Origin of the sequence: Alloscardovia macacae (assembly GCF_002259705.1) — a bacterium.
Classification (GTDB): domain Bacteria; phylum Actinomycetota; class Actinomycetes; order Actinomycetales; family Bifidobacteriaceae; genus Alloscardovia; species Alloscardovia macacae.
Map to the genome: position 1 here is coordinate 23254 of NZ_MWWT01000005.1, position 25231 is coordinate 48484.

Annotated in this window: 26 protein-coding genes, 4 tRNA genes and 1 pseudogene; 29 read left to right on the forward strand and 2 right to left on the reverse strand. The window is 53.9% G+C overall.

Going from position 1 to position 25231, the window contains the following annotated elements; genetic code table 11:
• The first annotated feature begins 71 nt into the window (after positions 1-71).
• The 8 genes from nrdE to fdxA all read left to right on the forward strand — a co-directional run bounded on the left by nrdE (position 72) and on the right by fdxA (position 5639).
• Positions 72-2222, forward strand: coding sequence for a class 1b ribonucleoside-diphosphate reductase subunit alpha (gene nrdE / locus ALMA_RS02850; RefSeq protein WP_094726308.1), 2151 nt, complete (start codon positions 72-74; stop codon positions 2220-2222).
• Positions 2223-2312: 90 nt separating this feature from the next.
• On the forward strand, positions 2313-3311 hold the full coding sequence (nrdF, locus tag ALMA_RS02855) for a class 1b ribonucleoside-diphosphate reductase subunit beta (RefSeq protein ID WP_086106558.1): 999 nt from the start codon (positions 2313-2315) through the stop codon (positions 3309-3311).
• 171 nt (positions 3312-3482) lie between these two features.
• Positions 3483-3564 (forward strand) — tRNA-Tyr (locus tag ALMA_RS02860).
• 1 nt (position 3565) lies between these two features.
• Positions 3566-3637: transfer RNA gene (locus tag ALMA_RS02865), tRNA-Thr, on the forward strand.
• 5 nt (positions 3638-3642) lie between these two features.
• Positions 3643-3716 (forward strand) — tRNA-Met (locus ALMA_RS02870).
• A gap of 40 nt (positions 3717-3756) precedes the next feature.
• On the forward strand, positions 3757-3924 hold the full coding sequence (gene rpmG, locus ALMA_RS02875) for a 50S ribosomal protein L33 (RefSeq protein ID WP_021618688.1): 168 nt from the start codon (positions 3757-3759) through the stop codon (positions 3922-3924).
• 95 nt (positions 3925-4019) lie between these two features.
• Positions 4020-5222: an FAD-binding protein gene (locus ALMA_RS02880; protein WP_094726625.1), complete on the forward strand. Its 1203-nt coding sequence runs from the start codon at positions 4020-4022 to the stop codon at positions 5220-5222.
• A gap of 75 nt (positions 5223-5297) precedes the next feature.
• Positions 5298-5639, forward strand: coding sequence for a ferredoxin (fdxA, locus tag ALMA_RS02885; protein ID WP_086106557.1), 342 nt, complete (start codon positions 5298-5300; stop codon positions 5637-5639).
• Between the two features lie 48 nt (positions 5640-5687).
• On the opposite strand, the gene dinB is transcribed toward fdxA, so the two are convergent.
• Positions 5688-6977 carry a DNA polymerase IV gene (dinB, locus tag ALMA_RS02890; RefSeq protein WP_094726309.1) on the reverse strand — a complete coding sequence of 430 codons (1290 nt, stop codon included), beginning with the start codon at positions 6975-6977 and terminating at the stop codon, positions 5688-5690.
• 114 nt (positions 6978-7091) lie between these two features.
• Here dinB and ALMA_RS02895 point away from each other — a divergent pair, with 114 nt between their 5' ends.
• On the forward strand, positions 7092-8102 hold the full coding sequence (locus ALMA_RS02895; protein WP_148140241.1) for an EamA family transporter: 1011 nt from the start codon (positions 7092-7094) through the stop codon (positions 8100-8102).
• Between the two features lie 124 nt (positions 8103-8226).
• A tRNA-Ser gene (locus ALMA_RS02900) sits at positions 8227-8313 on the forward strand.
• A gap of 237 nt (positions 8314-8550) precedes the next feature.
• Here the strand turns inward: ALMA_RS02900 and ALMA_RS08040 are convergent.
• Positions 8551-9669, reverse strand: coding sequence for an IS1249 family transposase (locus tag ALMA_RS08040; RefSeq protein ID WP_338023186.1), 1119 nt, complete (start codon positions 9667-9669; stop codon positions 8551-8553).
• 266 nt (positions 9670-9935) lie between these two features.
• Here ALMA_RS08040 and ALMA_RS02910 point away from each other — a divergent pair.
• The 19 genes and pseudogenes from ALMA_RS02910 to ALMA_RS03000 form a co-directional block, all read left to right on the forward strand.
• Positions 9936-10172 (forward strand): annotated as a pseudogene (locus ALMA_RS02910) (HNH endonuclease); the annotation flags it as partial.
• A 250-nt stretch (positions 10173-10422) separates the two neighbouring features.
• Positions 10423-10803 carry a hypothetical protein gene (locus ALMA_RS02915; RefSeq protein ID WP_094726312.1) on the forward strand — a complete coding sequence of 127 codons (381 nt, stop codon included), beginning with the start codon at positions 10423-10425 and terminating at the stop codon, positions 10801-10803.
• Entirely contained in the window at positions 10769-12214 is a 1446-nt protein-coding gene (locus ALMA_RS02920; RefSeq protein ID WP_094726313.1) for a terminase large subunit domain-containing protein, read from the forward strand. Before ALMA_RS02915 ends, ALMA_RS02920 begins: the two co-directional genes overlap by 35 nt.
• Positions 12215-12248: 34 nt before the next feature.
• Positions 12249-13691, forward strand: coding sequence for a phage portal protein (locus tag ALMA_RS02925; protein ID WP_094726314.1), 1443 nt, complete (start codon positions 12249-12251; stop codon positions 13689-13691).
• Positions 13633-14967 carry a VG15 protein gene (locus ALMA_RS02930; protein ID WP_094726315.1) on the forward strand — a complete coding sequence of 445 codons (1335 nt, stop codon included), beginning with the start codon at positions 13633-13635 and terminating at the stop codon, positions 14965-14967. The genes ALMA_RS02925 and ALMA_RS02930 overlap by 59 nt, the downstream gene beginning before the upstream one ends.
• Before the next feature lie 2 nt (positions 14968-14969).
• Positions 14970-15224 (forward strand): hypothetical protein, encoded by a 255-nt coding sequence (locus ALMA_RS02935; protein WP_094726316.1) that lies wholly within the window; start codon positions 14970-14972, stop codon positions 15222-15224.
• A gap of 174 nt (positions 15225-15398) precedes the next feature.
• Entirely contained in the window at positions 15399-15986 is a 588-nt protein-coding gene (locus ALMA_RS02940; protein WP_094726317.1) for a coiled-coil domain-containing protein, read from the forward strand.
• 29 nt (positions 15987-16015) lie between these two features.
• Positions 16016-16972 carry a major capsid protein gene (locus tag ALMA_RS02945; RefSeq protein WP_094726318.1) on the forward strand — a complete coding sequence of 319 codons (957 nt, stop codon included), beginning with the start codon at positions 16016-16018 and terminating at the stop codon, positions 16970-16972.
• Positions 16965-17099 (forward strand): DUF2400 domain-containing protein, encoded by a 135-nt coding sequence (locus ALMA_RS08305; RefSeq protein WP_143272245.1) that lies wholly within the window; start codon positions 16965-16967, stop codon positions 17097-17099. Before ALMA_RS02945 ends, ALMA_RS08305 begins: the two co-directional genes overlap by 8 nt.
• Positions 17100-17124: 25 nt before the next feature.
• Positions 17125-17490: a Gp19/Gp15/Gp42 family protein gene (locus tag ALMA_RS02950; RefSeq protein ID WP_094726319.1), complete on the forward strand. Its 366-nt coding sequence runs from the start codon at positions 17125-17127 to the stop codon at positions 17488-17490.
• Between the two features lie 4 nt (positions 17491-17494).
• Positions 17495-17842, forward strand: a complete 348-nt coding sequence (locus ALMA_RS02955; RefSeq protein ID WP_094726320.1) for a hypothetical protein — start codon at positions 17495-17497, stop codon at positions 17840-17842.
• A complete protein-coding gene (locus ALMA_RS02960; protein WP_094726321.1) occupies positions 17832-18074 on the forward strand; it encodes a hypothetical protein in 243 nt (80 codons plus the stop codon). Before ALMA_RS02955 ends, ALMA_RS02960 begins: the two co-directional genes overlap by 11 nt.
• Complete coding sequence (locus ALMA_RS02965) at positions 18071-18466, forward strand: hypothetical protein (protein WP_094726322.1); 396 nt, start codon at positions 18071-18073, stop codon at positions 18464-18466. The genes ALMA_RS02960 and ALMA_RS02965 overlap by 4 nt, the downstream gene beginning before the upstream one ends.
• A gap of 31 nt (positions 18467-18497) precedes the next feature.
• Positions 18498-19103 (forward strand): phage tail tube protein, encoded by a 606-nt coding sequence (locus tag ALMA_RS02970; RefSeq protein ID WP_094726323.1) that lies wholly within the window; start codon positions 18498-18500, stop codon positions 19101-19103.
• Positions 19104-19199: 96 nt separating this feature from the next.
• A complete protein-coding gene (locus tag ALMA_RS02975) occupies positions 19200-19586 on the forward strand; it encodes a hypothetical protein (RefSeq protein WP_094726324.1) in 387 nt (128 codons plus the stop codon).
• A gap of 347 nt (positions 19587-19933) precedes the next feature.
• Positions 19934-22480, forward strand: a complete 2547-nt coding sequence (locus tag ALMA_RS02985) for a tape measure protein (protein WP_094726326.1) — start codon at positions 19934-19936, stop codon at positions 22478-22480.
• Positions 22480-23304: a hypothetical protein gene (locus tag ALMA_RS02990; RefSeq protein ID WP_094726327.1), complete on the forward strand. Its 825-nt coding sequence runs from the start codon at positions 22480-22482 to the stop codon at positions 23302-23304. Before ALMA_RS02985 ends, ALMA_RS02990 begins: the two co-directional genes overlap by 1 nt.
• Positions 23292-24926, forward strand: coding sequence for a hypothetical protein (locus tag ALMA_RS02995; protein WP_094726328.1), 1635 nt, complete (start codon positions 23292-23294; stop codon positions 24924-24926). The genes ALMA_RS02990 and ALMA_RS02995 overlap by 13 nt, the downstream gene beginning before the upstream one ends.
• Before the next feature lie 32 nt (positions 24927-24958).
• Positions 24959-25231 (forward strand): hypothetical protein, encoded by a 273-nt coding sequence (locus tag ALMA_RS03000; RefSeq protein ID WP_094726329.1) that lies wholly within the window; start codon positions 24959-24961, stop codon positions 25229-25231.

The window sequence follows — 25231 nt, forward strand, 5'->3', positions numbered from 1 at the left end:
AGTAAGACCATTAGAGTAAACTTAGGAAAGTTAATTTTACGGATATATCCGGGGAAAGCAGGAGAACTTACATGGCAGACACAGCCGTATATGATGCCTCACAGGATTATCATGCACTGAACGCGATGCTGAATCTGTATGATGAGAACCATCAGATTCAGTTTGATAAGGATAAGGCAGCAGCTGACCTCTTCGTGAAGGGCGAAGTGGCAGAAAAGACCATGAGCTTTAGCTCGGTACAGGAGCGTCTGAACTATCTGTTCGAGCACCTGTATTATAACAAGGCCGTTTTTGATGCCTATACTCCAGAATTCCTGGAAAAGATTTATGCCTATGCAGACTCGTTTGATTTCGAGTTCGAGACCTTCCTCGGCGCCTTTAAGTTCTACTCCTCGTATGCTTTGAAGAGCTTTGATGGAAAGCAGTACCTCGAGAACTTCCAGCAGCGCACGGTAGCTGTGGCACTCGAGCTCGCTGCGGGCGATGAGACGAAGGCCATGGAGTTCGTCGAAGAGATTATTACCGGTCGCTTCCAGCCAGCTACTCCTACCTTCCTGAACCTCGGTAAGGCGCAGCGCGGTGAGCCTGTGTCCTGCTTCCTCGTGCGCATCGAGGATAATATGGAGTCCATCTCTCGCGCTATTAACGCATCTCTGCAGCTCTCGAAGCGCGGCGGTGGCGTGGCACTGCTTCTGTCGAATCTGCGCGAGCAGGGTGCACCTATTAAGCACATCGAAAACCAGTCGTCGGGCGTGGTTCCAGTTATGAAGCTGCTTGAGGATTCCTTCTCCTATGCGAATCAGCTCGGCGCGCGTCAGGGCGCAGGTGCTGTCTACCTCAGCGCACACCATCCAGACATCCTCACCTTCCTGGATACGAAGCGTGAGAATGCAGATGAGAAGATTCGTATTAAGACGCTGTCTCTGGGTGTGGTCATTCCAGACATCACCTTCGAGCTGTCGAAGAAGAAGGAGCCTATGGCTCTGTTCAGCCCATATGATGTGGAGCGTGAGTACGGTAAGCCATTCGCAGATGTGCCTATCACTGAGAACTATTATGACATGGTGAAGAACCCACGCATTAAGAAGACGTACATTAATCCGCGTGACTTCTTCCGTACCATAGCAGAGATTCAGTTCGAGTCCGGCTACCCGTACATCGTCTTCGAAGATACTGTGAATAAGGCGAACCCTATCGAGGGGCGCGTCATTATGTCGAACCTGTGCTCGGAGATTCTCCAGGTGCAGGAGCCGAGCGCGCTGAACGAAGACCTCACCTTCTCGTATGTAGGTCGTGACATCTCCTGTAACCTCGGTTCGCTGAACATCGCGAAGGCTATGGATGGAGGACTGGGAGACACGGTGGAGCGTGCTATCTACGCGCTCACGTCTGTGGCAGACCACACGAGCATCGAGTCTGTTCCATCTATTAAGCGTGGTAACGATGAAGGTCATGCCATCGGCCTCGGCCAGATGAATCTGCACGGCTTCCTGGCACGCGAAGAGATGTTCTATGGTTCCCCAGAAGCACTGGACTTCACGGATATGTACTTCATGACCGTGGCCTACCATGCATATAAGGCGAGCCACCAGATAGCTGTGGAACGCGGCCAGGCATTTAAGAGCTTCGCCACCTCGGCGTATGCGAAGCCAGCTGGTCAGGGGAACTACTTCGACAAGTACACGGATGGTTCGCGCTCGCTCGAGCCGAAGACTAAGAAGGTGAAGGACCTCTTCGAGCGCTTCGGCATTCACATTCCTACCGTGGCAGACTGGGAAGAGCTGCGTGACGGCATTCTGCGTGACGGCATCTATAACCAGAACCTGCAGGCTGTGCCACCGACTGGCTCCATCTCGTACATTAATCACTCGACGAGCTCCATTCATCCGCTCGCTTCGAAGATAGAGATTCGTAAGGAAGGTAAGCTGGGCCGCGTGTACTATCCAGCGCCATACATGACGAATGATAACCTCGAGTACTATGATGATGCGTATGAGATAGGCTGGGAGAAGATCATCGACACGTATGCTGAGGCTACTCAGCACGTGGATCAGGGTCTGTCTCTGACCCTCTTCTTCCCGGATACGGCTACCACGCGTGACGTGAATAAGGCGCAGATTTACGCATGGCGTAAGGGCATTAAGACGCTGTACTACATCCGCATCCGCCAGGCTGCTCTGGAAGGCACGGAAGTAGAAGGCTGCGTATCCTGCATGCTGTAAGCTTTTCGCTTTTCCTGCTATGTAGGCCAATTCATCCACGACATCCTCCCGTCTCTACCTCAGACGGGAGGCACACAGAAAGAGAAGGACATGGTTACTGTACCTATATCCGTTCCGCGTAAGCCGCTGAAGCTCATCGACCGCGTCAGCGCTATTAACTGGAACCGCCTCGAAGATGATAAGGACCTCGAGGTCTGGGACCGTCTCACGGGAAACTTCTGGCTTCCTGAGAAGGTGCCTATCTCGAATGACCTTCCATCCTGGAACTCGATGACCGAAGAAGAACATACGCTCACCATGCGTGTCTTCACTGGTCTGACTCTTCTGGATACTATTCAGGGCACTGTAGGTGCTGTATCGCTCATTCCAGATGCGCTCACGCCGCACGAGGAGGCAGTGTACACGAACATCTCCTTCATGGAGTCTGTGCATGCGAAGAGCTACTCGTCCATCTTCTCCACTCTGGCGAGCACGAAGCAGATCGATGAAGCGTTCGCCTGGTCTGAGGAGAATGAGTATCTGCAGAAGAAGGCGTCCATAGTCCTGGACTACTACGAAGGTGATGACCCTCTGAAGCGTAAGGTAGCATCCACTCTGCTGGAGTCCTTCCTCTTCTACTCGGGCTTCTACCTGCCTATGTACTTCTCCAGCCATGCGAAGCTGACGAATACGGCAGACGTTATTCGTCTGATTATTCGTGATGAAGCAGTGCACGGATACTACATCGGGTATAAGTACCAGAAGGGTCTCGAGATGGTCAGCGAAGAAAAGCGTGCTGAGCTCGAAGAGTACACCTATGACCTTCTGAACGAGCTGTATGATAACGAAGCGGAATACACGGAGTCTCTGTACTCGGGTGTGGGCCTCGTGGAAGATGTGGAAAAGTTCCTGCGTTATAATGCGAATAAGGCTCTTATGAACCTCGGTTATCCAGCGCTCTTCCCAGCAGATGCTACGGATGTGAATCCAGCGATCATCGCCTCCCTGAGCCCGAATGCGGATGAGAACCATGACTTCTTCTCTGGCTCTGGCTCGTCGTATGTAATGGGTAAGGCTGTGGAGACCGATGACGACGACTGGGACTTCTAGTCTGAAGGCTCACTAGTCTCACTAGCACAGGGGGCGTCGCGTGCAGGATGTGCAGGCGACGCCCCTGCTTGCTTTCTGGCGCAGAAACAGGTGCGACACGCTGTGCTTGCATCGGGTAAAAATATGTGCCATACTATTCAAGTTGCCAAATCGACATGATTAGGAAACCCTGGCGGATTTCCCAAGCGGTCAAAGGGAGCGGACTGTAAATCCGCCGGCTTCGCCTTCAGTGGTTCGAATCCACTATCCGCCACGCCTCGATAGCTCAGTGGTAGAGCACTTCCTTGGTAAGGAAGAGGTCGCGAGTCCGATTCTCGCTCGAGGCTCTCCTAGCGGGATAGCTCAGCTGGCCAGAGCGTACGACTCATAATCGTAAGGTCGAGAGTTCGAGTCTCTCTCTCGCTACAAGACCGTATGGTCGAAGAAAGTTTAGGAAAGGTGAACAATGGCAAAAAGCGCCGATATTCGTCCTGGCATTACGCTGGCGTGCACCGAATGCAAGGAACGTAACTACCAGACGACGAAGAACCGTCGTAACACACCAGATCGTCTGGAACTCATGAAGTTCTGCCCACGTGATGGTCGTAAGACTCTCCACCGCGAGACTCGCTAGTAGACGTGATAAAAGAAGCCCGGCTCAGCCGGGTTTTTTTATACCTGAAAACCAGTAGACTAGAGATTATGAATACTTCAGATACACCACGAGATATGCCACGTTTTGCAGACGTCACCACTATGGAAGTGGGAGGGCGGATTTCTGAGTTTGTGGAGCCAGACTCGCGTGCTAGCTTCCTCGAGGCCATTATTATGGCCGATGTGATGGGGAAGAAGCTGTGCGTGATAGGTGGCGGATCGAATATGCTTGTCTCGGATGAGGATTTCGACGGTGTGGTAGTGCGCGATAAGCGACGCCAGATTTCCGTCCTGGACGAAGCGGCTCCTGTAGAAGAGGGAGCGCCGCATACGACGACAGTGAGTGCTACAGCGGGAGTACACTGGGATGATTTCGTCTCGTACTGCGTGCGCATGGGGCTGGCAGGGGTGGAAGCGCTCTCTGGTATTCCTGGAACTGTAGGAGCGTCGGTGGTTCAGAATATCGGCGCGTATGGCCAGGAAGTGGCTAGCGTGGTCACTGCGGTGGAAGTGTGGGACCGCGAGGAGAAGGCTGTAAAGACGTTCTCCCGCGAGGATATGGACTTCGGATATAGGCACTCGCTTCTGAAGGCTACCATGTATGAGCATGGTCCCCATACAGCTCCTACGCAGTTCTACCCGAGCCCACGCTATATCGTTCTCGAAGTGACGTTTACTCTGCTACATGCGCAGACGAATGCTGTGGGCATGGAGCAGCTGGCTCGTGCGCTCGGAGTGAACGTAGGTGAGTCCTTCAGCATTCAGCATATTCGTGATGCTGTGCTTCAGATTCGTGATGCAAAGGGCATGCTCGAGGATGTTCACCGCTATGAGAATCCATGGATGGTGGGGACTGTAGAGTCTGCTCCAGGTACTGCGCTCGACGAGGGGCCTGAAGGCAGTCCTGAAAGCAGTCCTGAAGACCGAAATAAGTACAGCTGTGGCTCCTTCTTCATGAATCCGCTCCTGAGCCAGGATGAGGCGGATAAGCTTCCAGCAGATGCTCCACGCTTCCCAGCAGTAGATGAGCAGGGTCGAGACGTAGTAAAGACCTCTGCAGCATGGCTTATCGATCATGCTGGTTTTAAGGCAGGATATAAGGTGGCTGAAGATAGTACGGCAGGACTGTCTACGAAGCATACGCTTGCTCTGACAAACCGCGGGGGAGCGCAGACAAGCGATATTCTTCAGCTCGCACGCACTATCCGCGAGGGTGTACGGAACACCTATGGTGTCACTCTCGTGCCGGAGCCAGTCTTCATAGGCGTGGAGCTGTAAGAGCCTGAAAGACTGAGGGGCGTATCCAGACGCGCACGTCCCTCAAGTACAGAGAGAAAGAGTATAGTAGAGAGCATGACGTATGTAATCGCTGAACCATGTGTAGATGTGAAGGATAAGGCCTGCGTGGATGAGTGCCCTGTGGACTGCATCTATGAAGGCCCTCGCACACTGTACATTAATCCGAATGAGTGTGTGGACTGTGGAGCGTGCGAGCCAGTATGCCCTACGGAAGCTATCTTCTACGAAGATGATCTTCCTGAGGACTGGGCATGGTATAAGGCTGTAGCGGATGATTACTTCGCAGAAGTGGGAGACTTCGGTGGAGCTATGAGCGCTGGGCCTATAGACCACGACCATGAGGATGTAGCGAAACTTCCTGCAGATGTGAATGCCGCATGGTTCGCTCAGCAGTAGAGTAGAAGAGCAGTAGAGCAGGAGAGCTCGCCGAAGAGAGCCCACCTGCTACGAGATCCCGAACTTCACAGAGTCTTTTCCGAAGCGCTGGCGTATGACGTCCAGCGCTTTTTCTGTACTCTGCGTCTTCTTACTCTTCTCATGTATGCTGCTCTGAGCTGCGGGTGAGCTCTCCATGTCTGCAGGTGCGTCAAAGTCGAGGTCGAAAGTCTCCTGGATGCTCGTGGTCTGCGCATCGCTGAGATTCGATGTAGTGATACCTGCTAAGCGAATGAACTGTCCTAGCGGCTCATCCTCAGACGCGCGAGGAAGAAGAGCGCAGAGCAGTCTCTTCACTTCGCTAAACAGTACGGCAGCAGACTGTGTGGGCACACTCATGGTATACGAGCGACTCACGTGAGCGAGATTCGCGTAACGGAGCTTCAGTGTGACAGTGCGTGCGAGAAGATGGCGCGCACGCAGAGTGGATGCTGTCTCGTCACAGCATACGCGTAGCAGATCCAGAACAGCCCGAGCACTGCGGGTATCTTCCGAAAATGTCCGCTCGAAGCCTATGGACTTTTCTGGAGCGTGGACGACGACGGGCCGCTCGTCGAGACCATGAGAGGCGAGAAACAGTGTGTGTCCGGATATAGAGGATCCTACAGCCCGTATCACGGCAGCCTCATCCAGCTCAGCCAGCTGGGAGACGTACGAGATCCCATATGAATCCAGAGCGCGCTGAGTAGCCGGACCTACGCCCGGGATGGCACGCACGGGCATCATATGGACGAACTCTTCATGCCGCGCTGCAGGAATGAGGAGCATACCGTCCGGCTTAGCGTTCGTCGATGCGAGCTTCGCTACGAGTTTATTCGCTGCGATGCCCACAGAGCATGTCAGCCCGAGACGCTCGTACACAGTGTGGCGTATCCAGTGTGCTATGGCCACGGGAGACTTCCATAAGTGCAGAGCAGCACGTACATCCATGTAGCATTCGTCCACGCTCACGTGTTCTATCTGGTCTGTCACTTCTTCAAAGATGGCGAAGACGCGCGCAGAGATGGCATGGTAGTACTCCATGTCCACCGGCAGAAACACGCCCTGGGGGCACAGGCGCCGCGCTCTCGACACAGGCATGGCAGAGTTCACGCCATACGTGCGTGCTTCATAGTTCGCCGCAGAGACGACAGAGCGCGTGCCTGTGCCGATGATGACGGGCAGTCCAGCCAGCTCGGGGCGTCGCTGAACCTCACAGGACGCGTAAAACGCATCCATGTCTATATGCAGTATGGTGCACCCGGAGACGTCATGTCCCCAGTCCTTCTTTACTGCAGCATTTCTCGGTCCAGTACTCATGAGACTAGTATACACGACAGCCTCGAACAAACGTTCGAATAGGGCCAGTCTGAAACTAAGGAAAAATTGACCTAGAACAACACGCCTGTACGCCGGAAGAAGTAGGGTAGAAACGTGAAAAAGTGGATAAGTAAAGCGTTATATACATCGCCAGTGCTGGCGGTGGCGGCAGTGCAGATGCTGTCCATCTCGTTCGCGAATGAACTGAGTAAGATAGCGTTCACGCAGATAGAGCCGCTGTATGTGTCGTGGTGGCGCGTGGCGCTGACCGCGGTTATCATGATGTCGTGGCGCAGGCCGCTGTCTGCGAAGAAGCGTGCGAACCTGCCGAAAGATGCGAAAACGTGGATCATTCTGGCGGCGCTCGGTGTGGCAGTCGCGGGCATGAACGGCGTGTTCTACATAGCCATCCAGACGCTGAATTCCGGCGTGGCTATGGCTATGGAGTTCATCGGACCACTGGCTGTGGCAGTTTTTACGGGACATACGTGGCGTGAGTACATGGGCGCCGCGCTCGCGTTCCTCGGCGTGTTCGTTCTGGGCGGCGCAGCGCTGTTCTCCATAGGGCCGTCGTCCGTTCCAGGCATCATCGCGATTCTGTGTAGCGGCGTGCTGTGGGCCATCTACATCGTCCTCGGTCGCATGGTGGCGCACGGCAGTTCTGGCCTGGATAATCTGACCATTTCGCTCACCCTCGGCTGGGTGTTCCAGAGTATCTTCCTGGCTGTTCCGGCTGTGCGCGGCGTGGTGCAGCCGGCCGCGTATGCCACGTGGGCGCGCGGCGAGTTCGGCTGGGTGAAGCTCGTGGGGCTTCTGCTCGTGGTGACGTTCGGCGCGTCCATCGTCTCGTATTTGCTCGATCAGGTGCTCATGCGGCGCGTGACAGCGACCCGCTTTTCCGTCATGCAGGCTATCCTTCCTGCTGTCAATCTTCTCGTCAGCGTCCTGTTCGGTTCGCGTCCTACCTGGCTCGACTTCGTGGGAGTGGGCGTCATAGTCTTCGCGGTGATCATCAGCTTTACGAGCGATGAGGATCCGCTACCATCGCACGACCTGACATCGCGACACCACACGCGCGTCAAGGATAGCGAGGGTCGAGTGGAAGAGATAGATATAGCGGACTAGGTAGAGAGGTGTGCCGGTGTGCGGGGTATGCACACACCGGGATACACACCGGAGCACACACCGACTTGCCGAATTCTGAAGATGTGATAGACTAGCACAGTTGCTACTTTTACAGTAGGAACACGGAGACGTGCCTGAGTGGCCGAAAGGGGCACCCTGCTAAGGTGTTAACTGCGTAAGCGGTTCAGGAGTTCGAATCTCCTCGTCTCCGCACATACCCTTCTGAGTTTCATCTCAGAAGGGTTTTTTCATGCCGAAAAGCCCTGCAAATACTAGGGTTTCGCCCAGTCCCCTTAAAATCGTGTAGAATGCAAATAGGTGCAAAAAAATACATCTAAATACAGGCTTATAGGACATTTTGTGTGTATTTGGGGTGGTTAAAAGGGGCTTTCGTGTTTGTGGTGAAAGCCCCCCTTTTTTTAGAGGTTTCTGCTAAACGTGGTGGTGTTTAGGAGAGCGTGTTGCCTGTGTGGAATTCTTCCCATACGGGTTGGTCTCCCCATAAACGCATGTCTTTATCGTCTTCGTACTTCTCGTGGGCTTGCGCGTAGAAACCAGTGATTGTTTCGTCTGTGGGAAGTGTGTCTAACTGCTCGTAGAGGTCTATGTTTTTACTAGAATGCAGGGTACACCACCAGAAAATAGCTTTTGCTTGTTTACTCAGGGGAAGGCCTCGATGCCATCGAATCATATCCCGAAGTTGAGAGTTCACTCCTCCTTCAATCATGTTATTCGTGTGTGGATAAAGACCCTGATTATCCGGATCGAGCTCGATATACGTAAACAACGTTCCTTCACGAATAAGCTGGTTAATCGCGCGGCGTGCTTTACGCAACCGTTTATGTGTATACTCGCTTTTCTTATTAATGATTGTTTTTTGTTTCAGGAACTCATCCCAGGTTTGACACCACTGGTTATAGTCTTTCACCCATTGCTGGGCTTGACTGGCGGTCATACGACGCGCGATTCGCTCGGCCAGAGCATAGAGTTCTTGGCCTGCTTGGAGTTGAGGCTTCCTGGTTGTACACCGTATAATCTGGTTATGCACGTGGAATAAGCACCGTTGAATACGCGTAGATGGCCACACTGTGTTGACAGCGCTGGCAAACCCGTTACTGCCGTCACTGACCACCATAATTGGGGGAGGAATGCGTTGGAGAAGACTTTCCCACGCATACGTGTTTTCACTACGCGCTAGATACCAGCCTGATACATACTCTCGTCCACGAGCAATAAGAACAACCAGACGTCGTTTTAGATAAATACCATCGCAAAATACCACATCACTAGGTGAAGCAGCCTGTCGGGGGATCGGCCAATACTGCCAGAACTGGCTGGTATGCCGGCGAAATGTACGGCCTTTACCCTTCATGGATGCTTGCTCTGTTTTACTCGTTAACCAGTCAATAAACTGGGTGAAATACGCTCGTCGAGTCTGGTAGATTACAGTACGCGAGACTCGACAGGTAAAACACCTCCAGCGTTGCTTACCACTACTGGTATACCCGTTCTTTTTCATTGCTTGGCCACACGAGCCACACTTTAGGTTTTTCATACAAACGAGCATAACCACACCACACGCAAGAATTTAAACCAGTCCTCACGCCAGTAAACACAATGCCTCACACGGCGTTATATACACACATAGTGTCCAAAGTTTAAAAACCCATCACCGATTTAAAAACCCGACACGCCTCGAAAATACACGCCAAAACAAGAAAACCATACACACAATCTGTCCTATAGGTCAACAATCCACGTCGCCTCAACAGTGCTCGCAGGAACAAACTCCGCGCACGCGTCCTCTCCACCTACACCCACTGCCACCTATGCGGCAAACCCGTCGACAAGAGCCTCGCTGGTACTATCCTGCCGGGCGCGCCAGAAGTCGACGAGATTATTCCAGTCTCACGAGGTGGCAACCCCTACAGTTTTGAGAACTGTCAGCTCGCACACCGCGCCTGCAACCGGCTTAAAAGCAACCATACGACCGCGTGGGCGCGAGCGCGACTCACACAGCAACCAACAGACCTTGGGGCTGTGAGAGTGAACGAAACAAGCACATGGTAACGCAGACGAGGACCGTGTGCTAAGCTAAGGGTAGGGGCTATATCCCCTCTCTTTATTGGCCTGCCACCTCGGACCGAGGGCTAAAATCTCCCCATAAGCGCCAAGGAGCGTAACCGTGGGATTATAACGATGTTCTTTCACGTAACAATAAAAGATTGGAGGTCCTAGAGTGAAGTGTAAAAACTGTGGGAAAGACCTCCCTCGAAGTAAATACAGCTATAGGCGTCAGTACTGTTCGGATAAGTGTCGCGTGTACGCGAACCGGAAGAAGAAAAAGGATCCTGAAGCGTTCGCGAAACAGGAGAAGGAAGACGTGAGACAGCCTGTCGTTATCGAGACGAGTAAGGGGCGAGTGCGCACGAACGTATTCCCGGGAGAACTTACGCGCCAGTCGTTTGATCGTATGTATGATGCGAGTTTGGAAGAGGAGCTTCGTTTTACTCGCGATATTTTGCATAGGGCGATGGAGTCGCCAGACACGAGCCCATCCGCGCTCGCCGCGTTGAGTCGCGAGCTGGTCGCGGTCACGGAGCGACTCGAGTCCGTGGTCGCTGGCGATGACCCGTTCACTAAGCTTGATGGATTGGAGGTTGAGGATGAATCCACAGCCTTCGACGCCTCGTCTATCTGACCTCGCCCGCCACTGCATCCTGCCGGAAGGCATCGTCTCGACCGATTTTCCGCGCTACGAGAAAGCACTGAACGCGTTGGGTGTGACGTATGATGCGTGGCAGCACGGCCTGCTCATGGCCTTGTTTGGTAAGCGTAAGGATGGCAAGTATGCGTGTGGCGTGGGTGGCGCTGTCTTGTCTATCCCTCGCCAGGTGGGTAAGACTTTTATGATTGGCACGGCGCTTATTATGCATTGCGCGCTCACGCCGGGTCTGACGGTTTTGTGGACGGCGCACCATACACGTACGTCGGGTGAGACGTTCCGTAATTTGAGTGATCTTGTGCAGCGTAAAGTTTTTCAGCGTTTCCTCGATAAGGTGCGCCGCGCGAATGGCCAGCAGGAGATTAGTTTTACGAATGGGTCGCGTATTCTGTTTGGCGCTCGCGAGCAGGGCTTCGGTCGTGGTTTCGATGCGGTTGATGTTATCGCATTCGACGAGTGCCAGATACTTTCTCAGGCGGCGATGGAGGATATGGTGCCGACGACGAACGCGTCGCCGAACCCACTGATTCTTTATATGGGTACGCCTCCTCGTCCGAAGGATGATGGGGAAGCGTTCTCGGTGAAGCGTTTGAACGCGATTAAAGGCTTAGATAAGGATACGCTCTACGTCGAGTTTAGCGCTGACCGGACATGCGACTTGGACGATCGCGAGCAGTGGCGTAAAGCGAATCCGAGTTACCCGCAGCGTACGTCGGAGAGCAGTATTCTTCGTATGCGCCGCCAGTTTTCAGATGATTCGTTCCGCCGCGAAGCGCTCGGAATCTGGGATGAGACCGTCTCGCATAGTGTGATTGACCTCCGCCAGTGGGAGTCTGCTACAGTCCCGCAGCGGCGCGATGGTGGTTTTAAGTCGTACGCATTGGATATGACTCCTGACCGTAGCACGCTGACTATTGGCGCGTGCATGAAGTACGAGGATGGATCCTGCCACATCGAGATGGTCGCACAGAAAAACGTAGCCGAAGACGGGTTACAGTGGGCTATCGATTGGCTCGCCGAACGCTGGGATGACACGGCGAGCGTAGTCATCGACTCGCAGGGGCCAGCTATGACTCTCGTGGATGACCTAGTGTCTGCTGGCGTAATGGTCACGGTTCTTCAGACGAAAGATGTCGGCCAGGCTACAGGGCGTTTTCTCGACTTGCTGGCTACTGGCCAGCTTTCGCATTTACCGGACACGCTCCAGCAGTCACTGGCCGTGGCCGTGCATAATGTGACCACGCGCCCACTCGGCCGCAGTGGCTTGTTCGGGTGGAATAAGACGGGTAGTGACGTGGATATTAGCCCTCTTGTCGCGTGCTCGTTTGCTATTCAAGGCGCGTATACGACGCTGCGCCGTCCAGGCGTGCACGAATACATTTGGTAACTTTTGGCTTTCTCACAAGGAGAAGGAGGCTGGGATGAGTTTCTCTCTTCCGGAAAATATTAAAGGCTTAGACGGTGATGATAAGCTCACATACCGTCAGCTCAAAGCCCGTTTGATGAAGAAGCGGACGCGTAATAAAGAGCGCAACGCGTACTATGACGGGAAGAATGAGCTTCACGATATCGGCTATAGTCTTCCTCCTGTCGCGACGGATATTAGCGTGGTTGTTGGCTGGCCAGAGAAGGCAGTGGAAGTCCTCGCGAACCGTATCGTAGTCGACGGGCTGCGCACGACGGACGGGTTGAAGCTCCCTGACGCGGTGGAGAAACTGATAGCAGATAACGCACTGTTTGAGTCGATGAGTCAGGCACATAAGTCTGCTCTCGTCAACTCGTGCGCATTCGTAGCCTGCCTGCAGGGCGATACTGCTGATGGTGAGCCGGGGAAGATTATCGAAGTCTTCACTGCCGACCATGCGTCAGGAATCTGGGATGCGCGCCGCCACGGGCTCGAGGCAGCACTCCTCGTCGAGGTTGCGGACGACGACCAGGAAACACCACAGGTCATCTATCTCATGACATACGAGCATACGGTGGTTATTACGAGAAGTGGGCGTAGTTGGACTATTTCGTCTGAGAAGGCGAATACGGGTCGTATTCCGTGTGAGCTTCTCGCGTACCGTCCGGACGATAAGCGCCCGTTCGGCCGCAGTCGCATCTCGCGTGCGGTCATGAGCTACACGGATAGTGCGGTACGCACGTTCCTGCGCTCTGAGCTTCAGGCTGACCTCTATTCGGTCGGTTCTCGCTATCTGCTTGGCGCGTCGAAGAGCATGTTTGAAGCGCCCGGCGGTCAGGTCATGCCGAAGTGGAAACTTCTCTTGGATTCGGTTCTGGTTATTCCTGATAATCCGCAGACGGGTAAGCGTGTGGATGTGGGCCAGTTCCAGCAGGCGAGCTTCCAGCCACACATCGACCAGCTACGCAACACAGCGAGCCTTTTCGCTGCAGCGACGAGCATGCCACCCGACGAGATGGGCGTTCTGACGGATAATCCATCTTCTGCGGAGGCTATCGATAAAGCGCAGAAAGAACTCTGCCTTTTGGCTGAGTCGTGCCAGTCATCATTCTCTCTCGCCTGGCTAAACATTATTCGTAAGGCTCTCGAGAAGGATGCGGTGGAACTGGTGCTCCAGTGGAGGAATCCTGCGACACCGTCGCGTGCTGCGTCAGCTGATGCTGCAGTCAAGCTCGTATCTGCTGGAGTGCTTCCGGCGGATAGTGAAGTCGTGTATGACATGCTGGACTTGAATGATGACCAGCGTCGCTCGCTCCGCGTGTATCAGCAGAAGAAACAGGCTCAGGAAGCTGTCGCTCAGCTACGTGCAGCTCTCTCTCAGACGACAGGAGGCGTGAATAATGGCATTGTCCAGCGAAATACAAGCGCTTCTGAACCTCGCGTACAAGAAGCATCGTAACCTCCTCGACAGTATTATCGAGGAAGCAACGAGTAATCTCGAATACTTCTACGATACGGGAGCGTCTATCGATGATATCCGCTTCGTGATGGAGGATTACGCGCGTCAAGCCAGCCAGGAAGCAAACGCATACTACACGTCTCTTCGCGAAATCTGGAGTCAGGCCGGCTACGATTTAGGCGAACTCCCAAACCTCGAGGCCCTCGACCCGGATAGGGCACTCTGGCAGATCATGGGCGGTTTCAACGACTCTGATTTCGCTGGCGTAACCTACAAGCAGGTGAAAGAGGGGCGTACGCGTTCTGGACGGTCTATGGAGGAACTCTGGGCGAAAGTCCCGTGGGATAGCCTAGAGGATGCACAGCAGATTCTCGCTGACCTGATGCACGCCTCCTACCATCAGACTGGATTGCGGAATATTCGTCTCGACCCGAATCATCCCCGTTGGGCACGAGTCCCAAGTGGTGCTGTCACGTGTGCATTCTGCCTGATGCTCGCGTCGCGTGGTTTCTACTATCATACTCAGGAGAGTGCGGGCGGTCTCGATAACGTGTTTCATCAGCATTGCGACTGTGCTATCGTCCCCGAATGGGGTAAGGGCACAGTCCTGGACGGGTATGAGCCGGAAAAGTATCGTCAGATGTGGGATGAAGCGAAGAAGGCGACCACGTCCACGAATTATCGTGAGGTACTGAAAACTCTTCGCAGTTCGTATCCAGGAAGTGTTAGTGATGCATATTTTAATCGTGACATTCCTTTTCAGAAGAGACTTGATAACAGTGATATAGAAAAGGCTCTCAGTGGAACTAACCCTAAATATGGGTCTGGTGACTTGGGGTATACATATAACTGTACTCGTTGTGTTGTGGCATATGAAATGAGAAGAAGAGGTTTTTCAGTTACTGCCGGGAAGCGTCCTATGCGGAAGAATAGAACTCCTCGTGATGATTACGATAGTATTTATTGGCCTAGAGTTTTTCGTAGCACGTTGTATAAATGCAAGGGGGACGGACTCGAGGACACTCTTGCACTTATGAATAAGTGGGGCGAAGGAAGTAGGGCTATCGTCTATGTTTCATGGAAGGATAACGACCTCGCTCACGTTTTCATTGCAGAGAATGACAATGGGGTAGTGAGGTTTATTGATCCTCAGACAGGAAAAACTGATGTAAAAAAGTTTTTTGAGCTTGTTGAGGAGGATAAAACTCGTATAATGAGAGTAGATAACGCAAAGGTGACTCATTACGTGAAGAAATATTGCGAAGAGGAGGAATAAGAATGGATTATTCTCAAGCGCGTGCAATTGTTCTCGAAAGCTTTCCTCATAAAAAGGTAGTACGCCTTTTCGAGTCGGATTTATGCTGGAATTTTACTCTCGCTGAGTTGGGGGAAACTTATATCACTAATATTCCGGGGAATGTTTCTTACGCTGTAGATAAGGAAACAGGGGAGGTTTTTCCGCTTTTCCCGGGTAGTGATGCTTTTTGGAAGTATATGCCGGACTTAAAAAAGGTTCCTGTCCCGGAGGAATAGTTAAAGTAGTTGAATTGAGTTAAAGGCGTGAACCGTTCGCGGTTTCACGCCTTTTCTCGTTCTTGGGTAGTGTCGCCGTTTTTTGGGGTGTTTTTGGTTCGAGTCCTTACGCTGCCACTTTCGCAGATTCGCTCACTGCGTTGTTTTGAGCGCATGAACAAAATTGGAGACGTTATGTTTACAAAGATTCCATTCTGGATTCGTTTTATTGATACGCCAGCTGAGAGTGGAGGGGTGGAAGCCTCTGCGGATGAGCCGAAGACTGCTGAACAGTTAGAAGCAGAAGCAGCTGCGGTTAATAAGAAGGCTGACGCATCGCATGAGCCTGACCGTGAGTCTGCAAAAGATTTCAGCAAGGCGCTCAATAAGCGAGTTTCGGAAATAGAAGCAAAGTATGCAGACTATGAGGAGCTGAAAGCGAAGGCCGCGAAATACGACCAAAACGAGTCCGAGAACCTGTCCAGGCTCGAAGAGCTGGAACAGCAGGCGAAGAGCGTGGAAGCGGAACGAGACCAGCTCAAGGCTCAGGCTGAACATGCAGCACTCATCGCATCCGTGTCTAAGGAGACGGGGCTCTCTACGGAGGTTCTGGAGCTCTTGAAGGGTGAGGGTGATGAGCTGAAAGCGAATGCTCAGGCTCTTGCTGAACGCATGGCGTCTTCTGCGTCTAGTCTTCCTCCAGCGGGCAAAAGGTCTCGCCACACTGTGGGTGAGCCTGTGTCTGCTCGTCAGAAGATGGCTGACGCGTATAACACAAAGTAAAATTTTTCATTTAGTGAAAGGAAGCTACTGTGGCTATTACACTTGCTGAATCTGCGAAGCTGTCTACAGACGCGCTCACGCAGGGAGTGCTGGAAACGTTCGTCCAGTCTTCTCCAGTACTCGACCGTATCCCATTCATCGAAATCAAGGGCAACTCCTACGCGTATAACATGGAAGCGACCCTGCCGGGTGTCGCATTCCGCGACGTGAATGAAGCCTACACGGAGTCTACGGGTGTCGTGAACCAGAAGAGCGAACGACTCTACATTCTGGGTGGCGACGCGGACGTGGACCGTTTCATCGAGCAGACTCGTTCTAACCTGAACGACCAGCGCGCCGTCCAGACCACGCTCAAGGTAAAGGCACTATCCTACGCATTCCAGGACGCGTTCTTCAACGGCGACACGTCCGTGAACGCAAAGGGCTTCGACGGGCTGAAGAAGCGCCTGACTGGTAAGCAGGTCCTCGACGCTGGAACGAACGGTCTGCCTGTGCTCGGCTCTTCCAACACGGACATCCACAAGTTCCTCGACAAGCTCGACGAACTCCTCGCCAGCGTAGACGGCATCGACGAAACGAACGGCGCTATCTACGCGAACAGCGCTATCCTGTCCAAGATTCGCTCCGCAGGACGTCACATCTCTGCAGATCTGCTCATCGGTGAAGACATTACCGGTAAGCGTGTGACCATGTGGAACGGTATCCCTATCCTCGACGCAGGCAACAAGCCAGACGGTAACGCAATCCTCCCGGTTAACGAGACTCAGGGCACGGCTCAGAACACGTCTTCCATTTACGCTGTCCGCTACGGTCAGGGTGAAGGCGAAACGGGCGTGGCTGGCCTGACCAATGGTGGAGTCCAGGTCGATGACCTTGGCCTGCTACAGGATAAGCCAGTCTACCGTACGCGCGTCGAACTCTACGCTGGCCTCGCCGTCTTCGGCGGTAAGGCTGCAGCACGACTGAAGGGTGTAGTCAATGGCTAACGTGAAGAAGGATACTGACCGTGTAGAGGAATTCGACGTCACTCGCGATGATGGCGTCGATTTTCATATCTGGCGCAATATCGACACGGGCGAACAGACCGTCACACGCATAGAAGCCGACAATTAGCCTGAGCAAAGGCGAGGAGGACACGATGGTGGAAAGTTTCGCAACGGTAGACCAGCTCCAGGCTCGCTGGCGTCCACTCACAGCAAGTGAAAGCAAGCGAGCCCAGGTCCTCCTCGAGGATGCGAGCGACAAAATCCGCACAGACTACCCATCCGCCGTCCACTCGGCAACGAGTACAACGCTCGAGCGTATCGTCTGCCAGATGGTTAAACGTGCCATGCTTGCCGTCGAGGAACGCATGGGGGTACGCCAAATGAGCCAGACTACCGGCTCATTCGCGGACTCGTGGACATTCACAAACCCCGACGGAGACCTCTACATCACGAGCAGTGAGCGCGCGTCGCTCACCGCAAGCGACGGGCTTATCTCTGTTATTAGTTTGGGAGGGTGAGCTGGTGGAAAAGGTTATTCTCCTCTCCTCGAAGCTGGTAGAGAGGGATGCAGATGGTAATAGGGTGAGCCTGCCTCCTGTAGAGGTGGGCTTTTTCTATGGCCTGTGCGCTCCCTCGTCGTCAGCGAGTGAGAGTGTGGGGCGCGTGAGCGTGGCCGAAGAGTTTGACGTGTATACGCGGGACTCGTTTCTCGCGGTCCACGTGGGGGATGTGCTGGAGATTCGTGGGAAACGTTTTACGGTGTCGCGTCCGGCTGTGCGCTGGTCGCGCGACGGCGAGCATACGGTCGGTATCGTTGTGCACTGTGAGCGTGCATATGATGTGGGAGGAGGGCGGACTCGTGAAGGGTAAGCTCGAACTGAATAAGGGTGCACTCGATAAGATGGTGTATCAGAATGAGCGTTTCGCGAGCCGAGTCCAGTCGGCTGCGGAAAACGCGAAGGCTGCACCATCGGTGAAGGTGGCGCGTTTTGATAATTATGGGAAGCATAATGGGCGCTGGCGCGTCGGTATCAGTGATTGGGCGGGTAAAGAGCTCAAGCATGGTACGGTCACGCAGACAGTGAAAGGCATTCACGTATGAGTGCGATTCCTGTGGTTGCGGACCGTTTCGAGCCTGTGCTCCTCTCGTGGCTGCGTGACGCTTTTCCAGATGTCGAGTTCGCTACACGCTTCCCAGACACGCAGCGTGACTGCGTGCTCGTTTTCATTGATTATCTCGCGATGAGGACTCCCATCACGCAGGATGCGAACATTCGCCTGACCGTCTATAAGACGGATAGCAAGCTGGGTGTTTTTGATCTGCAGGGAGCGCATGAGCTTATGAGTCGGGTTCAGCGTTTTATTCTCGCGCATTCCACGCGTTCACCTCTCGTCTCGGCTGAAGTGTTGACGGGGTCATCTCGTATTCGCGATGAGGATATTAAGGCTGAGTGTTTGTATGCGGTGATGAGTGTAAGTCTCCTCGCCGGCTAGTGTAATTGTCTTTTTTTTGAAAGGATTGGTTATGGCTGATACTACGTATGTTTCAGATAATAACGTGAAGGAAAATGTCAAGCTTTTCAAGGAGTCTGCAGTCTATCTTTTTGGTAAGGATGAACCTGTGGGAAAGATTGGCAAGGATTGGACTCCAGGCGATAAGAAGCCTCTCGGCTACTTCTCTGAGGATGGTATCGAAATCGGGAAAGAAGCCGGAGATTCGACCGAGATTAAGGGGCACACGGGTGCGACTGTCCTGCAGATGAACTCGGGCGGATACTACACGGTCAAGCTGACTGCTCTCGAGGTGAAGAAGGAGACAGTAGAACTCTACTTCTCCACGACGGTCGGCGCTGATGGTATCGTGCACGTGGATGCGAACGTGCAGGCGGAGAAGAAGAAGCTGGTTATCGTCGGTCTCGACCAGAACGATAACCTCGTTATCCTCTACGCGCCAGAAGTGCAGATAACGGAAACCGAGTCGCTCAACTGGAAGCATTCCGACCTGTTCAGCTTCGGCGTGACCCTCCGCACGTTTAAAGCAGACGGTGGCAACGGGCTCGGCAAGGCAGACATGTACTTCTACGGGCTTGTTAAGGATGGTGTGGCTGCAGCGTCTGCAAGCTCACACTAAACCCCAGTTTATAATCGCGGGGCTGGTAAGGAGGGAAGAGGCTTCTACCGGCCCCATTTTTATTCTCTTTTCGCTCTTATATTTAAGGAGTAAATCATGGTTACAGTTCTTCAGCCGTCCGTCGCAGAAAACGCTCTCGAAGACGTCCACATCCAGTACGGAGACGTTAAGATCACTCTCCCTAACCTGCAGGACTCCGGCAGGCTCCCTATCGTCCTTCTCCAGGCTGGTGTTATCGCGTCTGGCGGGTGGGAGCGCTTGACCTCTGACCAGCAGACCGACGTGATGGCCAGCTTCCTCGCCTACTTCATGCGCGACTACCCACAGCTCGTCGCAGAAATCGACCGCAAGAGCGGGGACAAGATTAAAGACTTTGAGCGTATCGTGCAGGCGTGGGCGGAGGGTAGTAAGACTGACCCAAAAGTATCGTCCTTGCTTACCTCTGGAACAGCCAGCGCGCCGCTCTCCAACATGATTGGATAACAGTCTGGGGGCATCCACTCGACTTCACCGTCTATAACTGGCGCGACGCGTGGCTCATGACGCGTGAAATCCTCAAAGACCACGCGAGCCACTCATGGCAAACTCTCGCAGGATACTCCTACTATCCAACCACAGTCGAACAGATCATTTACATCACCAACAGCATTCTGAGCAAACAGGCGAGCGCGCCTGACTGGTTGAAGAGTGATGAGTTGACGGCTGCCACGCGCCACGTGAAACCAGTTGACGAGAAGAAGAGAAGTAAACTGCGTGCACTGCTCGAACCAGAGCCACACGCACACGCGAGCGCAGAGAGTGCAGCATAACTTAAAAGCGGAGGAGGGAACATGGCAGAAGCAGCTACTGATATCGGTGTCTACTATATCAACGTCGTGCCAACCGCCAAAGGCTTTTCAAAAAGCCTGGGCGACCAGCTCGACAAAGGTACATCCAATATAAACGGCATGTTCGCAAAGGCCACGGCTGGCGGTGCGAAACTCATGAGCAAAATCGGTAAAGCCGGTCTCGGAGCAATCACCACCGTCGCCGGCGGCCTCGTTACCCTCGCGGCGAAAGGCGGATTCGACCGCGCGCTGAATATCGAACGCGCGCAGGTGAAGCTCAAAGCGCTCGGCTATTCGGCCGACGACGTGAAAAGCGTTATGGGCTCCGCTCTCGCCTCCGTCAAGGGAACCGCATTCGGACTGGGAGATGCTGCATCCACTGCAGCGACGCTCATCGCTGGCGGTATTAAAAAGGGCGACGAACTGACAAGCGTCCTCAAGACCGTGGGTGATACTGCTCAGGTGTCTGGCCGCTCCTTCAGTGATATTGGTCTTATCTTTAGCCAGGTGGCGGCAAAAGGCAAGCTCAAGGGTGACGACATGCTCCAGCTCATGGGCTCTGGCATACCAGTGCTTAAGCTTCTCGCCGACCATTTTAAGACCACGACAGATGACGCGCAGGATATGGTTACGAAGGGTAAAGTCTCGTTTACTGACTTCGCGGCAGCCATGAAAGAAGGCCTCGGCGGAGCAGCACTCTCGTCTGGCCAGTCCTTCGATGGCGCGATGGCAAACGTAAAAAGTGCCTTGAGTCGTCTCGGCGAAAAATTCGAAACACCAGCCATAACAGGACTCACGAAAGTATTTAATGCTCTCATTCCTGTTATCGACCAGTTTACAGGATCTGTAGAAGGCCTCGCTGGTAAAGCTGGCGAGAAGATGAACAAGTGGGCCGACAAAGCCGTACAACTCATCAACGACTTTAGCAAGGGTCTACAGAACGGGTCTGTCAGCCTCAAAGACATTACTATCAAGGCCACGACCGCAGCAGGCGCTCTTGCTTTCCTCGCGAACGGTGATATTCTCGCTGGTCTCGCAACGAAAATACCAGGCGCAGCAGAACAGGCCGTCTCGAAAACGGGTAGTATTTTTGCTACTTTCGGCGAGAGCCTGAAGGCTCAGAAACAGTCGTTTAATAACATCTTCGCTGATGGAATGTTCGGTTTCGGTGTTCTCGATAAGCTCCCAGAACGATTACAGGAAACTGGCGGTAGAGTACTCTCTGCTGTCAATTTTATCGGCGGTGGCGGTATCGAGAAGAGTCTGAAGAATATGCCAGGCCAGCTTATGCAGAAGATGGTAGCACCGTGGGAGACTGTGATTAATGAGAGTCCACAGTGGTTGAAGACGGGCGTCTCGAAGATAGGCGATACGCTCGGCTCATCGATTAGTGGTCTCCTGAATTTGACGAAGGTGTTCCTGAACCCGACGGCAATTCTCGGCGCTATCGGTATCGGTGGTATCGTTGCAGCGCTTATCGCCGCACTGGGCGCTATCGACGCGAGCATGGGCGGGCAGATAACGAAACAGGTCTCAAAGTTCTTCACTGACTTGCCGAATCTGATTAAGCAGGGCGTAGACTATCTCACCTCTCAGCTGCCTGTATGGCTCGTGTTCGGCGTGAACATCATCCAGACAGTCATTCAGGGCATTACAGATAACGCTCCAGCACTCGTGAATGGTGCGACGCAGATTATCACGAGTCTCGTGGACGGTTTGGCGCTCTACCTGCCTGCTCTCGTCCCGATGGCATTGAACATGGTCATGGCGCTCGTCGGTGGGCTCTTGTCTAATCTGCCTCAGATGGTGACGAGTGGCTTGAACCTGCTTCTCGGCCTCGTAACGGGTCTGATGAATGCGCTCCCGCAGCTTATCGCTCAGGTGCCAGTGATTTTCGGAAACTTCCTGAATAACCTCATGGCGAACCTGCCACAGATGATTAGTACGGGCTTCGCGCTGATTACGACTCTCGGCGTGGGCTTGATAAAGGCTATACCGTCCATCGTGGGTGCGATGGCTGGCATCGTCGGCGCTATCTTTAACGCGTTGACACACACTGACTGGATTAGCGTCGGTAAAAACATCATTTCAGGCTTAATCAATGGTGTGAAAGCGATGGGTGGCGCATTCCTCGACGCGATAAAGACGATCTGCTCGAGCGCGCTCGACGCAGTGAAGTCGTTCTTCGGTATTCACTCGCCATCGCGCGTCATGCGCGACCAGGTCGGACGCTTCCTCCCGCTCGGCATGGCAGCAGGTATCGAAGACGAGTCCGATAGTGTCGTGGATGCGATGGGGTCGATGATGCGTATTCCACGCGAGCAGGCACTCAAATATGGGGGCCTTCTCGGCTCTGTGGGTAGTGGGGGAGTGGATGCTCACCTCATTCAGCAGTTCAACGCGTTCAGCAAGGATAGTAGCGACTCGGCTAGCTTGGCTCTCGTGGCCGGCAAGCTCGACTCACTCGCCACCATTCTTGCTGACCAGGCTTCGAGTGACCGACCATTCACCATGCGTGACTTCGCACGATTAACAAGGAGTGTGGGCTAATGCAGACTGTAGCGTACGAGTGTGCCGTGACCGGCGAGACTGTCAGTTTTGACGGTCCGCTCTATGGTGAGACGCTCGCGAGTCTTCGCGGCTATAAGTGGGCGTACAGCTTGGGTGCGCATAGTATGAGTGGCGTCGGGCTTCAGGCGCGTGAGGTGACGGCTAATTTTAAAGTCACCTCACGGGTCGAGCTCGACCGGGCACGCAAACTCTTCACTGCCGACATGCGCGAGGGTAAGCCGGGTACGCTGATTATCGACTCGATGTGGCGGCAGAAGGCGTTTATCACGGCGCACGAGCCGTCCGATATTACGCCGGAACTCTTGACGAGTCAGCTGACTATCGTCCTGCTCGATGGGGTCTGGTGGCGTGAGGGTGCGACGGTCGAGTGTGCTGTCCACTCTGCTGAGGGTGGCACGTGGCTCGACCTGCCATTTAACCTCCCCTTCGACCTGCAAGCGCCACGCATGAGCGCTCACGTGGAGAATATTATGCCGTCGAGTATGCCGTTCCGCCTGCGGATTTATGGTCCGTCGAATAATCCTCGCGTGAAAATCGGGGGAAACGACTACATGCTCGACGTTCTCATTCCTACTGGGGGTTATGTGACGGTGGATTCGCGGTCTCGCACAGCCACCCTCGTAGCAGCGAACGGGGACACGAGCAATGTTCTCTCTTCTGCTCACCGTGGCAGTGGTTTAGGTAGTGGCGCGTATATTTTCGAGCCCCTCGCGCCGGGTGTGAGTCAGGTGGAGTGGGATGGGTCGTTCGGTTTTGACGTGACACCTATCGTCGAGGAGGTGGAACCAGCATGGTCGATATAGTACTCTTACGCGATGGGAAGGCGTATGCGGTAGAAGCGGATGCGACGTTCGACCTCGCCTACGGGAGTGGCGAGAATGACTTCGAACTCTCCCTCCCATCCTCTTACCAGTCTCTTGTGAAGGCGGGTGACTGGTGGATGATAGACGGGAGCGCGTACGGTGGCATCATTGACACGATTACGTCTACGAGTGATTCAGGCTCGACGAGTGTCACGTGGAAAGGCAGGTCGTGGGCTGGAGTCCTCCAGGGGAAGATTCTCCAGCCGTCCACTGGCGTGGATTATGTGACGTATCGTGGCACGGCTGCAGGACTGCTCGAGACCGTCATCCGCTCCTACGGACTCACATCACTGTTTACCGTCAGTCAGTCGAGTGCGACGACGAGTATGATCGTCCAGTTCGACCGGTACACGAACGCGTACGACGGACTCATGAAAGTCCTCGCACCATACGGACTCCGCCTCGACTTCTCATGCCGAGACGACATCGTCTACCTCTCCTGCGAGCCAGTCAAACGGATAACAGACGCGAACGGCGATAACCTCGAACTCCCCGTCAAGTCAAGTCTCGAAACCAGACGAACGAATCATCTCATTGGCCTCGGTAAAGGTGAGCTGCATGACCGCGTGGTCGTCCACTATTATGCAGATGCAGCAGGCAGAGTCAGCACGACCCAGTCGCTTTTCGGCATCGACGAAGTGACGGACACGTACGATTATTCGAATGCGGAACGCGATGAACTCCTCCAGAAAACACGCGAGGAGCTTGAAGAACGCCAGAAAGGAAACGGTAGCGTCGAAGTCACCCTCCCCGAGTCGGAGGGCTGGGATATTGGCGACCAGGTCACTGCATTCGACCCCGTCACCGGCCTGACCGTCACGTCAGCTATCACGAAGACGATAGTGAAACTCTCTCGCGGTAATCTGACGGTCAGCTATGAGGTCGGCAAGGTTAGCGAATCGTCTGGAGGTCGTTCTGAGTCGTCTGGCGGGAGCGGTTCGGGTGGTATCGTCTACTCGGCTGGTGACGGCATCAGGATTACGAATAATACGATTATCGCGGACGTGACGCAGAGTGAGCTCGACTCAGTCTCGTCGAAAGCAAGCCAAGCAATGAGCTACGCATCCAGCGCATCGAACGAGGTTGGCACGCTGCGTGACGGGATAGAAAGCTATGTTAAGGATCTCTCCATCTCCGGGCGCACGCTCACGGCCACTCTCGGCAACGGGAGCAGGAGGAGTGTGACGACGCAAGATACGACGTATAGTCGAGTCTCCACAAGCAGTGATGGTCTCACGCCGCGCTTGAGTGGTTCGACTGGTCAGTATCTGCGTGCGGATGGCTCGTGGAGCACTCCACCCGACACGCGCTATGCGCTGCCACGCGCCAGTCAGTACACGCTCGGTGGTGTGAAGGTCGATAACTCGACCATCACTATCTCGAGTGATGGGACGATTAGCGCCCGCCAGTCGGGTAGCTCGGGCGGTGGCTCGTTCTTGACTGCGTGGCCTGTGGGAAGTCTCTATCATTCGACGAGCTCGACTAATCCGGGCTCGCGTTATGGTGGCCAGTGGGTCCAGCGCCCCACGCTCGAGGGCTACCTGTGGGAACGCCTTAGCTAAAACAATCTACAAGGAAGTAAAGGAGAACAATTATGAGTAAACTCTCTGGATTCATTCGCTACCAGTGTGACCGATGCGGGAAAACCGCATACCTCGCAGAAAATAGCGTGGATGCGCGCACCTGGTATAACGTCAGCAGGTTTAACGCTGCCCAGTGCACGGGTGGCAAAGCGGACGAGTACACGCTCGACTCAGACTGCTTCACCCTCTACTCGCGTCTCATTACGGGTGAGGATAAGAGTTTTACAGACTGGATGCACCCAGCACCAGAACCAGCAACAAACACAGACAGTAAGGAGGATTAA